11 protein-coding genes are annotated in these 13,503 nt (G+C 75.4%); 3 read left to right on the forward strand and 8 right to left on the reverse strand.

Annotated elements, in window-relative coordinates; translation table 11 throughout:
- Nucleotides 1–42: 42 nt before the first annotated feature.
- Nucleotides 43–1,011: an aldo/keto reductase gene (locus tag BJ982_RS16860; RefSeq protein ID WP_184881166.1), complete on the forward strand. Its 969-nt coding sequence runs from the start codon at nucleotides 43–45 to the stop codon at nucleotides 1,009–1,011.
- 9 nt (nucleotides 1,012–1,020) lie between these two features.
- Here BJ982_RS16860 and ligD read toward each other — a convergent pair whose 3' ends face one another.
- Entirely contained in the window at nucleotides 1,021–1,971 is a 951-nt protein-coding gene (ligD, locus tag BJ982_RS16865; RefSeq protein WP_184881168.1) for a non-homologous end-joining DNA ligase, read from the reverse strand.
- A 153-nt stretch (nucleotides 1,972–2,124) separates the two neighbouring features.
- Between ligD and BJ982_RS16870 the strand changes: the two genes are divergently transcribed.
- Nucleotides 2,125–2,922, forward strand: a complete 798-nt coding sequence (locus tag BJ982_RS16870; protein ID WP_184881170.1) for a MerR family transcriptional regulator — start codon at nucleotides 2,125–2,127, stop codon at nucleotides 2,920–2,922.
- On the forward strand, nucleotides 2,922–3,764 hold the full coding sequence (locus BJ982_RS16875; RefSeq protein WP_373869623.1) for a hypothetical protein: 843 nt from the start codon (nucleotides 2,922–2,924) through the stop codon (nucleotides 3,762–3,764). The genes BJ982_RS16870 and BJ982_RS16875 overlap by 1 nt, the downstream gene beginning before the upstream one ends.
- A 23-nt stretch (nucleotides 3,765–3,787) precedes the next feature.
- Here the strand turns inward: BJ982_RS16875 and BJ982_RS16880 are convergent, their stop codons facing one another.
- The 7 genes from BJ982_RS16880 to BJ982_RS16910 all read right to left on the reverse strand — a co-directional run bounded on the left by BJ982_RS16880 (nucleotide 3,788) and on the right by BJ982_RS16910 (nucleotide 13,491).
- Nucleotides 3,788–4,123 (reverse strand): hypothetical protein, encoded by a 336-nt coding sequence (locus BJ982_RS16880; RefSeq protein ID WP_203959005.1) that lies wholly within the window; start codon nucleotides 4,121–4,123, stop codon nucleotides 3,788–3,790.
- Nucleotides 4,124–4,129: 6 nt separating this feature from the next.
- Complete coding sequence (locus BJ982_RS16885) at nucleotides 4,130–6,232, reverse strand: ATP-binding protein (RefSeq protein ID WP_184881174.1); 2,103 nt, start codon at nucleotides 6,230–6,232, stop codon at nucleotides 4,130–4,132.
- A 6-nt stretch (nucleotides 6,233–6,238) separates the two neighbouring features.
- Nucleotides 6,239–8,116, reverse strand: coding sequence for a hypothetical protein (locus BJ982_RS16890; RefSeq protein WP_203959004.1), 1,878 nt, complete (start codon nucleotides 8,114–8,116; stop codon nucleotides 6,239–6,241).
- Nucleotides 8,117–8,357: 241 nt separating this feature from the next.
- On the reverse strand, nucleotides 8,358–8,885 hold the full coding sequence (locus BJ982_RS16895) for a hypothetical protein (RefSeq protein WP_184881176.1): 528 nt from the start codon (nucleotides 8,883–8,885) through the stop codon (nucleotides 8,358–8,360).
- A 192-nt stretch (nucleotides 8,886–9,077) separates the two neighbouring features.
- Nucleotides 9,078–10,217 carry a hypothetical protein gene (locus BJ982_RS16900; RefSeq protein WP_184881177.1) on the reverse strand — a complete coding sequence of 380 codons (1,140 nt, stop codon included), beginning with the start codon at nucleotides 10,215–10,217 and terminating at the stop codon, nucleotides 9,078–9,080.
- On the reverse strand, nucleotides 10,214–12,193 hold the full coding sequence (locus BJ982_RS16905) for a hypothetical protein (RefSeq protein WP_184881179.1): 1,980 nt from the start codon (nucleotides 12,191–12,193) through the stop codon (nucleotides 10,214–10,216). Before BJ982_RS16905 ends, BJ982_RS16900 begins: the two co-directional genes overlap by 4 nt.
- 2 nt (nucleotides 12,194–12,195) lie before the next feature.
- On the reverse strand, nucleotides 12,196–13,491 hold the full coding sequence (locus BJ982_RS16910) for a hypothetical protein (protein WP_184881181.1): 1,296 nt from the start codon (nucleotides 13,489–13,491) through the stop codon (nucleotides 12,196–12,198).
- Nucleotides 13,492–13,503: the final 12 nt, after the last annotated feature.

The following is a 13,503-nucleotide window of genomic DNA, read 5'->3' on the forward strand; positions in this document are numbered from 1 at the left end:
GGTGACACCGCTGTCCGCACCACCGCACGACCGAGGAGTCCGATGTCCGAGCGAAACAAGGTCGTCCCTCTGCGCAGGGCCGGCACCCACGGCCCCGAGGTCTCCCTGCTGTCCCTCGGGTCCTGGCACACCTACGACCGCATGCACTTCGAGGACGCCGTGGCCATGATCCGCCACGCCGTCGACCTCGGGATCAACCTGTTCGACGTCGGCGTCTACGGGTTCCCGGGCATGCCGCCGGTGTTCACCGACGTGCTGTTCTCTGCGATGATCCGCGCCGCCGGCGTGGAGCGCGACGAGTACGTGCTGTCCTCCAAGATGTGGCTGGAGCCGTACCCGGAGATGTCGCTGCGCGAGCAGCTCGACCGGGCCCTGTTCCGCGTCGGCCTCACCCACGCGGACATCGTGATCCTCGGCGACATCCGCCGCGACGACCTGGACCTGCGCCGCCTCGCCGAGGACCTGGCCGCGCTGGAGTCCGACGGCGTCATCGGCTGCTACGGCGTCAACAACTGGTCGGCCACCTCGATCCTGACCCTCCGCGAGCACGCCCTGGCGGCCGGGTCGCCCGGCCCCCAGATGGCGCAGCTCAAGTACAGCCCCTCCCGCCGGTCGATCGCCGACGGCAAGCCCTTCCAGGAGGTGTGGGGCGCCGGCATCACCCTGCAGGCGTCCGACGTCATGGAGGGCGGCATCCTGGCGGGCAAGACGGGGGAGAGCCGCCAGGTCGGCCGCGACCCCGGCGGCGTCAGGGAGCGCATCGTGGAGTCGGCGCCGAAGCTCGCCGCCGTGGCCGCGGACCTGTCGGCCAGCCCGGCCCAGCTCTGCGTCGCCTTCGCGCTGAGCCACCCCGCGGTCAGCACGGTGCTGTTCGGCGCCAGCCGCATGGAGCAGCTCGTCGACAACGTCGCCGCGCTGGAACTGCTGAACCGGGTCGGCGCGGACCGCATCCGCGAGCTGGTCACCCCGTTCTGGGCGGACAAGGACGCGGTCGACCCCGAGGGCCCCTGACCGGCGTCCTCAGCCCCGTCGCGCGCGGGCGCGGCGCTTGCCCTCGTGCATGGCCCGCACGCGGGCGACGGGGATCGTGTGGCCCTCCTCGACCAGGTCGGCGGGCAGCCGCTGCGGGGCGGGCATGAGCGCCGCCCACGGGTCGGCGTCCGCGACCAGGCGTGCCGCCGTGCGCAGGGTGAAGTCGCCCGGCGCGACGCGGTCCAGGTCCTCCCACGCCACCGGGAACGACACCGGCACGCCGGGACGGATCCGCGGGCTGTAGGCGGCGGCCACGGTCGCGCCTCCGGCCCGGGTCGAGTCCAGGAAGACCTTGCCGCCGCGGTCCTCCCGGATGAACGCCGTCGTGGCGAGCGCCGGGTCCAGCCGCTCGGCGCGCGCGGCGACCGCCCGGGTGGCCGCCGCGACGTCCTCCATGGCGGCGCCCGGCTCCAGCGGGACGAAGACGTGCACGCCCTTGGACCCGCTGGTCTTCACCGCGCCCGCCAGCCCGTCGGCGGCGAGCGCCTGACGGACGAGCAGGGCGGCCCGCACGGCCATCGCGAACGCGTCGCCCTCCGGCGGGTCCAGGTCGAGGATCAGGTGGGTGGGCGAGTCCAGCCGGTCGGCCGTGGCCAGCCCCGGGTGGTACTCGACGGCCCGCTGGTTGGCGAACCACAGCAGCGTGCGCCGGTCGTCGCACAGGGCGTAGGAGACCTCGCGCCGCGAGGTCTCCGCCCACAGCGTCACCGTGCGCAGCCAGTCCGGGGCGTACTTGGGGACGTTCTTCTGCATGAACGGCTCCTGGCCCTGGCGCACGCGGATCACCGAGAGCGGCCGGCCGCGCAGCGCGGGCACGATCCGGTCGGCGACGGCGTCCAGGTAGTCGACCAGGTCGCGCTTGGTCGCGCCCGCCCCGTCGAAGAGCGGCTGGTCGAGGTTGGTGAGCGGCACTCCGTCTCGCGTCTCGTCGGTGGTCACCCGCCCACCTTGCCCACCCGGACATTCCAGGGTCAACCACGCGCGCCGGGCACGCTCAGATCGCCACGACCTGGGATGCCCGGCGAACCGGCTCCCGCCGAGGGCTGTCCGGGGCGTTGACCTTGCCGCGACGTCAACGTGTGTAATGCAGGCATGCGGATCGGCGAGCTTGCCGCCATGGTCGGGGTGTCCACCCGTACCGTGCGCCACTACCACCACCTGGGGCTCCTCCCCGAGCCCCCGCGGCTGGCCAACGGCTACCGCGAGTACGGGTTCCGCGACGCGGTCGCGCTCGCGCGCGTCCGGCATCTGGCCGAGCTGGGCCTGACGCTGGACGAGCTGCGCGACGCGCTCGCCGACGACGAGGGCAGGGAACTGCGCGAGGTGCTCCTCGAACTCGACGCCGACCTCGCCAGGGAGCAGGAGGCCCTCGCGATCAAGCGCGAGAGGGTCGCGGCGCTGCTCGCGGAGGCCGACCTGCGGCCTGGCGGCATGGTGTCCCTCGACATGGCGACGATGCTGCGCGACATGTCCGCCGCGGGCTCCAGGATCGCGACGCTCGATCGTGAGCTGTTCGGGCTGATGGGCACCGTCGCGGCGCCCGGCGACCGGGCGCGCGTCGCCGAGATGATGCGCCCCTTCACCGAGCCGGACGCGCTCGCCCGCAGCCAGGACCTGTACCGGCGGCTCGACGACCTGGCCGGCGCCGGCCCGGAGGACCCGCGCGTCGCCGATCTCGCCGCCGATCTCGCCGCCCAGTTCCCCGACGAGATCGCCGCGGTCATCGTGGCCAACCTGGGCGCGGTCCCCGACGCGCTGCGCCCGGAAGGGCACGCCCCCGCGGGCTCGGCCGACGGCCGGCTGTGGGGGGAGGCGATGCTCACCGAGCTGTCGCCCGCCCAGGTCGAGGTGTTCCGCCGGATCGTGCTCATCCTGAAGGAGCGAGGGTGATGGTCAGGATCGCCCGTGCCGCCCTGTTCACCGTGTTCCCCGCCGAGCTCCTGCTCATGATCTGTCTCGTGTCCGGGGTGGCGCTGCCCGGGTACGTCGTCTGGACGGCCGAGACGGTGGTCGTGCTGGTCTTCGCCCTGGAGGCGGCGGCCGCGTACCGCCTGTTCCGCGCGAACCGCAGGGGCGGCGCGGACCGGCGGGCGGCGCTGCGGCTGACCTACCACGGGCTCGTTCCCACGAAGGTGCGAAAGATCATGGAGTTCGAGGCCAAGGCCACGGTCAGCGTCTTTCTGTGGATCGCGCGCCGCCGCGTCGGGGTGCCGCCCGGGGCCACCGCCGGCTCGTACGCGCGGGAGCAGGTCACGATGCTGGTGCTCATCATCTTCGTCACGGTGATCGAGACCGTCGGCCTGGACCTGCTGCTGGTCGCGTTCGGCGTCCCGGACGCGGTGCGTGTCCCGATCCTCGTCGCCGACCTCTACGGGATCGTGTTCGGGGTGGCGTTCGGCGCCGCCTGCGTCACCCGGCCCCACGTCGTGTCGGCGGAGGAGCTCCGTGTCCGGTACGGCGCCTACCTCGACGTCCGCGTGCCCCGCGACCTGATCGCCTCGGTGCGGCCGACCCGTGGGTACAACGAGCGCAGCATGGTGTCCATCGTCGGTGACGTGCTCACCGCGGCCGTTTCGTCGCAGGTCAATCTGGTCGTCGAGCTGAACGCGCCGGTCACGGTCGAGCGTCCCCTCGGGGGCTCCGCCGACGTCACGACCCTCCGCTTCTTCGCCGACGACCCGCGTCTCCTCCTGAACGCCCTCACGACGTCCCCGTACGCGAGCGCCGCCTGACCTGCGGCCTCGTGGACCGGCCGTCAGACCGGGGGAGCGCCCTTCGGCTTCAGGGGCGTGACGGCGAGCGGCGCGGCGGGCGGGGGGACGGCCCAGGCGGCGCCGGCGACGGCGGCGTTGCCGGCCTGGTTCTGGCCGGTGAGAAGCAGGGGCACGGCGGCGGGGGCGGCGCGCATCGCGTGCGCCGTCGCCGCGTTGCCCGCCGAGGCCGGCACCACGACGGGGACGACGGCGGGGGCCACGACGTGGGGTTTGCCCGACCTGTGGGCTTCGGCGGCCAGGCGGCATTCACGGGACGCGGCCGGCGAGCCCGGCATCAGGCAGCGGACCAGGGAGAGCGGCGGTTCGATGGGCAGCATCACGGATCACCCCGATGGTTCGTCGTCGCCGAGCAGGTGGGCGTGCGCGCCGAGCTCGGAGGGACGCAGCAGCCGGGCCTCGCGCTGGAACTGCCGGGCGACGCCCCGGACGACGTGCCGCATGGCGATCACCGGGCTGTCGCCGTCGGCCGCGGCGAGCGCGGCGGTGCGGGCGGCGGCGCCGATGCCCGCGCCCGTCATGTCCAGGCGGCACAGCGCCTCCAGGTCCACATCGGCGCCGAGCGGCGCCTCCTCGGGGAAGGCCAGCCGCCACAGCCTGCGCCGCTCGGCCGCGCCCGGCCGGGGGAAGTGGACCACGAAGTGGAAGCGGCGGGTGAAGGCCGGGTCGATGTTCTCCTTGAGGTTGCTCGTCAGGATCACCAGGCCGTCGCTGGCCTCCAGGCGTTGCAGCAGGTACCCGACCTCCAGGTTGGCGTAGCGGTCGGTGCCGTGGCGGACCTCGCCGCGCTTGCCGAACAGGGCGTCGGCCTCGTCGAACAGCAGCACCGCGTGGCTCTCCTCCGCCTGACGGAACGCGGCCTCCATGTTCTTCTCCGTCTCGCCCACCCACTTCGAGACGACCTGCGCCAGATCGACCTTCAGCAGCTCCAGCCCGAGCATGCCGGTGACGATCTCGGCGGACATCGTCTTGCCCGTCCCCGGCTCGCCGGTGAACAGCGCCTTCACCCCGCCGTTCCCCGAACGCCGCCCGAAGCCCCAGGTCTCGGCGACACGCGGCCAGGCGCGGAACGCCGACACCATCTCCAGGATCTGCCGGAGCTGACCGTCGGGCAGCACCAGGTCGTCGATCGTCCTGCGGGGCAGGATGGACCGCACGGCGCTGCCGTTGCGCCCGCGGGTCACGGTGGCGATCGCGGGCTCGACGTGGTCGGCCACCGGCGCGGGCGGCCCGCCGCCCGCCAGGCGCGCCCCGGCGCCGGCGACCGAGGCCACGGCGCGCAGCTCGCCGCCGCTCATCCGGTACCGGACGGCCAGGTCCTCCAGCAGCGTCCCGTCCACCTGGGGGAGCGCCGCCGACCACATCGCGCGCCGGTCGCGCAGCCCCGGCGCGGGCACGGTCAGCTCGGCGTACGCCCGCGCGGCCAGCAGGCCCGCCGGCCGCCAGGGCTTCAGCCCCGTCAGGCACGCCGGGACCCGGGAGCGCAGCAGCGTCGCGCACACCGCGTCGGCCGTCCGCGGGTCGTCGTGCAGGTCGTCGGTGGAGATCCACAGCACCGCGTCCAGGGACGCGGCGGCGCGCACCCCCGCGGCCAGGTCGCCGCCGTCCGGAACCAGGGCGCGCAGCGGCCTGCCCGCCGCGTGCGCGAGAGCCTGGGCGACGTCGAGCCGATCGCCCGGCGGGCATCCCCACAGCCCCGCCAGGTCGATGTCCCCGGCGCCGAGGGCCCGGCCGAGCCGGGTGAGCCGGTCCGCCGCGGCCAGGTACGGCGGGACCGTTCGCGGTCCGGGGGCCACCTCGCCCGGGTCGTGGCCGAGCAGCCCGACGTCACCGCCCCAGCCCAGCAGGAACGCCAGCACGCCGGGCCCGAGCACCAGCTCCTGCGCCAGCTCCACCGGGGCCTCGCCGTGCGCGCGCAGCAGGCCGAAACGGCGCAGCGGCCCGTCGGGGCCGAGGGCCCGGCGGCGGGCCAGCCGCGCCGCCGGGGTCGCGCCGCCGACCGTCACCAGCAGCTCGACGCACGGGAGCCGCCGGTTCAGGTTGTCCACGACGTAGGCGTAGATCCGCTCGTAGGCGCGGTCCAGCTCGGGCGCGGCGACCAGCACCAGCGCGTCCTGGTCGGCGCGCGTCAGGCCGAACCGGGTGGCGAGCGCGTCCAGGGGCAGCGTCACGCCCTCGGCGGCGGCGCGGCGCCGCAGGTCGCGCTCGGCGTCCGGCTCCTGCTCCGGCGGGGGGCCGGGCGCCGTCATGGCGGCGGCGAACGCGTCCACCTCGTCCAGCAGCACGCCGACCTGCTCGTCGGTCACGCAGAACGGGGTCAGGTCCGGCCGGGTCAGCAGGGCGGCGGCCCGCGCCTGGCGTCCGACCGCCTCGCGCAGCGCCTCGTGCAGGCATTCCAGCCGGATCCGCAGATGTTCCAGCGCGCTCATGGCATCTCACCCACCGGAGAAGGTCAGGGTCCGTCCGCCCAGCCACACCACGCCGGGGACGTCGGCCAGCAGGCCGGCGCGCAGCAGGTCGGCGTGGCGGCGGCCCAGCGGGACGCGCACCCGCACGGCGTCCCGCTCGAAGCGGACCGTGGCGTCGAGGTCGGCGAACCGGGTCAGCGCCACCACGGGATCGGGCGTCTCCCGGTCGCGCCACAGCATCCACGCGATCGTCGCCAGGCCGAGCCCCGCGGCCAGCGTGACCGTGCGCTCCAGGTCGTCGCGGGCGGCGAGCGGCGCGGCCCGGCGTTCGGCGACCAGGGCGCGGACGAGCCCGCCGAGGCGTCCGGCGTGGCCGGGCAGCTCGGTGGCGAGCCGCGGCTCGACCCGCGCGCCCTCGGCGGCCCAGACCGGGGCGCGCCACGGCAGCCGCGTCACCGGGTCGCCGCGCAGCGGCCGCAGGGCCGTCACGAACGGCACGCCCGCCTCGGCCAGGTCGCGCAGGCAGCCCGGCGGCAGCGGACCCTCGCACACCAGCATCGGCGGCCGTCCGCACGCCCGCCAGTGCGGCACCAGGCCGGACGCCTCCTCCGCCCACGCCACCGGGAACAGGCCCCGCGCGTCCACCAGCAGCAGGCCGCCCGCCGCGCCGGTGACCAGGAGCGGGTCCGCGGCGTCGTGGCCGCGGGACACCGCGAGCGCGAGGACGCCGTCCAGCACGGGGAGTGCGGGGCGCAGGCGGCGGGCGGCGGCGGTCAGCTCCCCCTCGGGGACGGGCGGGGCGAGCCCGGCGAACGCGGCGGCGGCCACGGTGTCGCGCTCGGCCCGCCGCCAGCCCCGCTCGGTCACGCCGAGCACCTTGTACGCCAGGGCGGCGGCGAGGAGGGGGGCGTCGTCGGCCAGGTCCAGCCCGGCCAGGGCGGGGCCGATCGCGTCGAGGAGGCCGACCCGGGCCAGCGGCCCGGCGAGCAGGAAGGGCAACGCCGACCACACCCGCGCCTCGCCGGACGCCCCCGCGCGAACCTGCCCGGGACGCGGACGGTCCAGGCTTTCCGAGGGCGGGCCCGTCATCGACGCCACCAGCCGGGCGGTCTCCCCGGGCCCCACTCGCGTGACGAGCCCGGTGAACAGGGCGGCCAGAGACGCGACGACCTCCTCGGGGTCGCCGGACGGGAGCGTCGCGTCCGGCAGGGACCGGGCGAGCCGCGCCGGGTCCGTGCGCAGGGCCAGCTCGGCGAACACCCGCCCGGCCACGGGGGAGGAGGCGGCGTCCGCGTCGCCGAGCAGCGCCAGCAGGTAGGCCCGCACCGAATCGTCGGGCAACAGCGCCAGCAGCGGGCCGAGCTCGCCCCGCTCGGCCAGTTCGGCGAACAGCGTGACGGCGGCCTCCTCTGGCGGGGCGTGTGTGGCGGACCCGGCGGACGGCCCCGGGAACGATTCCGCGAAGGACTCCCCGAAGGACTCGCGGAAGGTCTCCGCGAGCGCGTCCGCGGACGCTCCCGCGCGCGGCCCGGTGGACGTCCCGCCAGGGAGCGGGTCGCCCGGCGGGGTGACCACCATGCCGGTGGCGGCCGTCGTGGGCCACCGTCCCGGCCGCACCGTGATGACGACCGGCTCGGTGATCTCCACGTCCGGGCCGTCCCCGGCCAGGTACTCGGCGAAGTGCTCGGCGAGCACGCCGGGCAGCGCGTCCACGACCCGCCCGGCCAGCGCCCCCGGCTCCGGCCCCCAACTCCACCCCCCACGCCGCACCACCGTCACCGTGCACCGCCCCACCACGACCTCCTCCGACTCCCCGGCACCCCCGGACTCCCCGGCGTCCCCTGGGTGCCCGGCGTGCGGGCCGATCCCGGCGCCCGCCCATTCCGGCGCGGCGGGCGCGGTCACGGCGCCTCCCCAGGCGTCTCCAGTGCGGCGCGAAGGGTCACGATGTGTTCTCCGGTGTCTCCGACGCGGCATGAAGGGTCACGGCGTGTTCTCCGGTCTCTTCGGTGCGGCGCGAAGGGTCACCGGGAGTTCTCCGGTGTCCGGTTGCGGCGTGAAAGGTCACGACGTGTGCTCCGTGTCGCCGGTCGCGGTGGGCGGGATCACGGCGTCTCCTTCGGGGGCTCGTGCGCGGTGGGGGCGGTTACGGGACGTTCAGCTTCTCCAGGCGGCCCGTGTTCCCGGCGACCAGGACCAGCACGCCGTGCGGCCCGGCGTCGAGCGCGACCGGGAGCTCCGCCTTGTCGCCGCCCGGCGGGATCTCGCCACTGGCGACGTGCGTTTCGCTGCCGTCGGAGAGGAGGGCCAGCACAGGGGTGAGGCGGGTGGCCGGGACCGGCAGGGTGACCGTGAGCCTGTCCTTCGCCAGGCTCAGCGGCGTCGTCCACGGCGCCAGCCGCGCCAGGGCGGGCTTGGGCCTGCCGCCGGAGGTCAGCTCGACCCCGAACGCCAGCGGGTCGTCGAAGACCCCGGGCTCGTCGTCGGCGGGCGCGAGGGCGAGCCGCCTGGCACTCAGGGGAAGGGGCGCGACCCTGCCCTCGCCGAGCGGGACGCGCAGCGACAGCTCGGCCCCCACGACCGCCCCCAGGTCGGCGGCCACGCCCGCGCCGGTCAGCGCGAGCGCACCGACGACGTGCCCGCTGTCGGCCACGTACACCACGGAAAGAGCCACGCTCAGCCGCCTCCGTTCATCGCCACGTACACCACGGGAAGAGTCATCGTCAGCCGCCTCCCATCCGTGGTCGAGCCGACCGCGAGAAGGTCATCGGCGGCCGCCTCCCCTCGTCGCCGCGTCCACCGCGGAAGGGGTCATGGTCAGCCGCCCTCCGTTCGTCGTCGTGGGGCACTGTGGAGAGGATCATCGTCAGCCGCCCCCGTTCGCGGCGGTGACGGCTGCAAGGAGCAGGAAGTCGACCGCGCCGGGGCGGTCTTGGACTTCTACCGGGGAGGCCAGGGGGTCGAAGACCCGTATCCGGCAGCGGACCCGGCGGTCGGCGTCCACCGTGGCCTCCACCGTGCTGTGCAGGGCCGAGTCCGACCGGGTGGCCGGCGCCCGGGGGGTGAGGTGGACGTGCAGGACGACGCGGCCGTCGGTCACCTGCTCGGGGGTGACCCCGGCGGGCAGCGGCAGCAGCGTCCCGTCGGTCGCCGTCCCGGACTGGACGAGCACGCTGCCCACCGAGATCCCACCGGAGAAGCTCCCCTGGATGCTCAGGTTCCCGTTGGCCGCCACGGTCATCAGCGGGTCGACCGTCCCGTTGCCCTGGTACAGGCCGAACACCAGGCTCGGCGGGTCGCCGCCGGACAGCACCAGCGCCGGGCGGCCCTCCCGCGCGGCCGGGCCGGTCCGCAGGGTGAGCGCGCCGGCCCGCGCCGACACGGTGTCGGCGCGGACGCCCGCGTAGCGCCGCGCCACCCCGCGCGCCGCGGCCTCGACGCCGGCGAAGTGGCCGTCGGTCCACCGGACGTACCCGAGCAGCACGAGCCAGCGGACGGGCGGGTCGGCGGGCGCGGCCCCGACCTCGGGCGGACGCTGGTCGGCGACCAGCCGCTCGTCCCCGAGCCGGCCGAACAGGATCTGGTAGGTCTCCTCGACCCGGGTCCGCCCGGCCGTCCCGCCGCACGAGCCCGCGACCGGCGACCGGGACGGTTCGCGCTCGGCGGAGGTGAGGAACACCGGGTACGGCTCGCCGGTCGGCAGGTCGGCCCCGTTGACGTCCTCGAAGTCGCTCTCGCGCAGCACCACGGGCTCGGTGACGACGATCTCGCGCCCGGTCCCGTCGACGGCCATGCCCGCCGCCAGGCTCACCTCGACGTAACGGGTGCCGCTCAGCGGGTCGGCGCGGGGCGCGGTGACCAGCTCCAGCCCTTCGGCGATGCCCCATTCGTGCAGGTAGCGCGCCTGGCGCGCGGCGGCGCCGCGGGCGTGCGCGACCGTGGCGGACAGGTCGGCGGCGGCCAGCACCTGGCCCTCGTGGAACTCGGGCCGCAGCGGGCCGCTCACGAGGAATCACCCGGCGACGGCTTCTGCGACCGCCCGGACCGCGGTCTGCGGGTCTGCGGGGACTCGCCTTCGCGGGTGCCGCCTTCCTGCGTGCCGGCCTCCAGCTCCTCAAGGCGCTGGCCGAGCCGTTCGGGAAGTCGCTCCCGCACGTCATCGACCTGCGACCGCGCCGTGCCGAGCTGGGCGCGCAGACCCTCAAGCGCCGAGGTCAGGTCCGCCACCTGGGCACGCAGGACGGAAAGCTCCCGCAGGCTGTCGGTGACCTCGCTCGGCGCGGTGTACACCTGCTCGTGGATCGCCTTGGGCGGCGTCTCGCCCGGCGCGGGGGTGAGCAGCAGGGTCAGCATCTCCTCCAGGTCGCCGGTGCGCGGCCGGTCGGCCAGCAGCCCCTCCGGGTACGGCCGCGGGATCGGGCCGTCCTTGGGCGGTTCCGGACGGCGCGGGCCGGGCGCCGGCGCGCAGCAGAGCCGTTCGGCCAGCTCGCGCAGCCGGTACAGCTTGGGCAGCCACTCGCCGTACGCCGACCCGCCCGGCAGCACCTGCGGCCGCGTCGCCGCGCAGACCCGGACGACGTCGCAGTCGTCCAGCTCCAGGCGGGCGAGCAGGACGTCGGTGCCGGCGCGGTCCGCGCACGGCGGGTTGAGGGTCGCGCAGGCGGCGTCGGTGAGGAAGCGGCGCAGCGCGGCGGTCAGCGCCGCCGTGGACTCGGCGATCCGCCGCAGCTCGGCGATGGTCAGCCGCTCCCCGTCGTCGCCGTCCTCCGGGCGCGGCATCAGGTGCGGCACCTCGATCGCGGAGGTCGTGGCGCGCAGCGAGCAGTCCGCCAGGCCGGGCGACTCCTCAAGCCGGCCGAGCAGCCACTCGCGGACCAGGCTGAGGTCGGCGCGGAACTCCACCTGCAACGCGTGGCTGAGCGGCGTGCCCTGCGCGAGCAGGCGGACCTCCAGCGGCGCGCCGGTGTCCGGCCGGTCGGGCGCGACCCGGGCCGCGGTCTCGGCGACCACGGCGCGGGCGAGCGACCGGCGCAGCGGGTCGGGCCACACGGTCTCGGTGTCGGTCCCGGCCAGCCGCTCGCAGGACCCCCGGAGTGTCTTGCGGGCGTCGCCGACGCCGCCGAGGTCCGGGTAGTCCTTCTTGAGCTGGCTCTGCCCGGCCTGGTCGTAGGTGTCGAACCGGGCGATGGCACTGGCCAGCGCGCGCACGTGCTCGGTCATCTCGCGCGCCACCGGATCCGCCGGGGTCCCGTCGCCGCTCTGGCTCAGCCACGCCAGGCTGTCGGCGTACCGCTTGGCGTCGGAGGCGTCGAACAGGATGGCGCGGTCGGAGCCGAGCGCCGCGACGAACATGGCGTCGGCGTACCGGCCGAGCCGCGCGTCGCGGGCCCGCGCCCGCCCGGCCCTGTCCAGGCCGCCGAGGCTGGCCAGCAGCCGCGTGCCGGGGTTGTACCGGTGGTCCTCGAAGCCGTCCCGCTTGACCAGGAACCGGTAGCCCTCCTGGATCCGGGACGGCACGCAGCCGGGCGAGGGGCACGGCTCCTCGGTCGCGTACGGCGCCACCGGCTCGACGGACAGCTCCTCGTAGCGGACGAACAGCCCGTAGCGGCGGGCGCCGTCGCCGTCGCACGGGTCGCCGCAGTCCACGCCGAGGCCGCCGATCCGCAGCTCGCGCACCAGCGCCGGCACGTCCACCTTCTCGGCACAGGACAGGACGATGTCGTTGCCGGCGTGGTCCAGGGCGTGCCCGGGGCGCACCACGACGGTGCCGCCGCCGCACGGGTCGCAGCCGACCTCCAGGCCGCACACGACCCCAGGCCCGGACAGCGACCGGTTGTGCAGCCTGCTCTTGCCCGTCACGTACCGGACCAGCAGCTCCAGATCGTCCTCGGTGAGCAGTTGCCCGGCGAAGAAGCGCGGCCGGACGAAGGCCGGCGACCGGGTCGCCGTCCCTCCGCAGCCGCATCCGCAGGCTGTCGACATCCTCAGGTCTCCCTCACGAAGAACCAGCTTTCGAACACGTCGCCGCCCGCGCCGGTGCCGGACGTCCAGGGCCCGACCCCGGACGGCGGGACGTCGCAGCCCCGCGACTCACCGTCCTCGGCCGGGTCGATCGTGGGGACGCGCCCTCCGACGTTGGTGCCGTCCACCGGACGGCAGCAGCGGTCGAGGATGAACGCGCCGCGCACGCTGATCAGCACCCGGTCGCTGTCCTGCAGCACCTCGCGGGTGGTCTGCCGGTAGCGGAACTGACGGGTGAACTCCTGGTCCTCGTCCGGCTCGGCGAACGTGCCGCCCATGTACCAGGTCGAGGCGTTGCGCCCGGCGCCGCCCTCGATGACCTGGATCTCCACCACGCCCGGCCGCAGCGTGTCCACGCGGACGTCGTCGGAGAACCGCACCACCAGGCCGCCCGCCTCGTCGTGCGTGCCGAGCAGGGCCCGCGCCTCGTCGACGGTGTAGGTGTGGCCGTGGATCCAGTTGATCCCGGTGATCACGGTGGGCACGTGCCGGCCGAACGGGCGCCGGACGTTCATGTGGATCTGGTCCTCGCGCACCGGACGGCGCCAGTCCACGTCGTCGATCCTGGCCAGCCACAGGGTCTTGTGGCGGCAGCGGGCGCAGGCGGTGTCGCAGCGCTCGTCCTCGGGCGGCTCGTGCCCGGTCACGCGGACGGTGTAGCACTCCTCGGTCCAGCCGAACTCGCAGTCGGAGGACTCGGCGCACCCGTCGTTGTAGACGGCCCGGGTCGGCTCCACCGGACGCTCGGCGTACCGGACGCCCACCCAGACGGTGCCGGTGTCCCGCTCGTCGGGCGGCAGCGCCTTCCACAGGTCGACCAGGGTGCCGTCCCTGACCACGATCTCGTTGCCGTCGCAGTCCACGCCGAGGCCCGGCCTGATGCGGACCTTGGCCCGGTGGCGGTGCCGCCTGGACGCGTCCAGGCCCTCGCCGTCCCCGCCGTCCCCGGCGTTTTCGGCGCCGTCCTCGACGGCCTCGTCGTCGCCCTCAGCGTCGTCGCCGGCCGCGGTCTCCTCGCCGGGCCGCGGCCCGTCGCCGTCCGCGTCGGGGTGGTCGTCCCCCCGCCACGGCGGCTCGACGAACAGCCCGCACACCACGCCGTACCCGAGGAGGCCGCGCAGCCGCAGCCTCAGCTTCTCGCGGAAGTATTCCTGCTCACGCTGGAAGTCCCTGGCGCTCAGCATCTGGCCGTGGAAGTACCGTAACCGGCGCAGCGGCGGGGCGTCGAACCCCGTCGTTCCCGTCTCTGTCTCCGTCATCTCCCTGGTCCT

Source organism: Sphaerisporangium siamense (genome assembly GCF_014205275.1).
Taxonomy (GTDB): Bacteria; Actinomycetota; Actinomycetes; order Streptosporangiales; family Streptosporangiaceae; genus Sphaerisporangium; species Sphaerisporangium siamense.

Coding starts and splice junctions, on each gene's coding strand:
- BJ982_RS16860 (WP_184881166.1), top strand. CDS start 43: ATGTCCGAGCGAAACAAGGTCGTCCCTCTGCGCAGGGCCGGCACCCAC.
- BJ982_RS16870 (WP_184881170.1), top strand. CDS start 2,125: ATGCGGATCGGCGAGCTTGCCGCCATGGTCGGGGTGTCCACCCGTACC.
- BJ982_RS16875 (WP_373869623.1), top strand. CDS start 2,922: ATGGTCAGGATCGCCCGTGCCGCCCTGTTCACCGTGTTCCCCGCCGAG.
- BJ982_RS16880 (WP_203959005.1), bottom strand. CDS start 4,123: ATGCTGCCCATCGAACCGCCGCTCTCCCTGGTCCGCTGCCTGATGCCG.
- BJ982_RS16885 (WP_184881174.1), bottom strand. CDS start 6,232: ATGAGCGCGCTGGAACATCTGCGGATCCGGCTGGAATGCCTGCACGAG.
- BJ982_RS16905 (WP_184881179.1), bottom strand. CDS start 12,193: ATGTCGACAGCCTGCGGATGCGGCTGCGGAGGGACGGCGACCCGGTCG.
- BJ982_RS16910 (WP_184881181.1), bottom strand. CDS start 13,491: ATGACGGAGACAGAGACGGGAACGACGGGGTTCGACGCCCCGCCGCTG.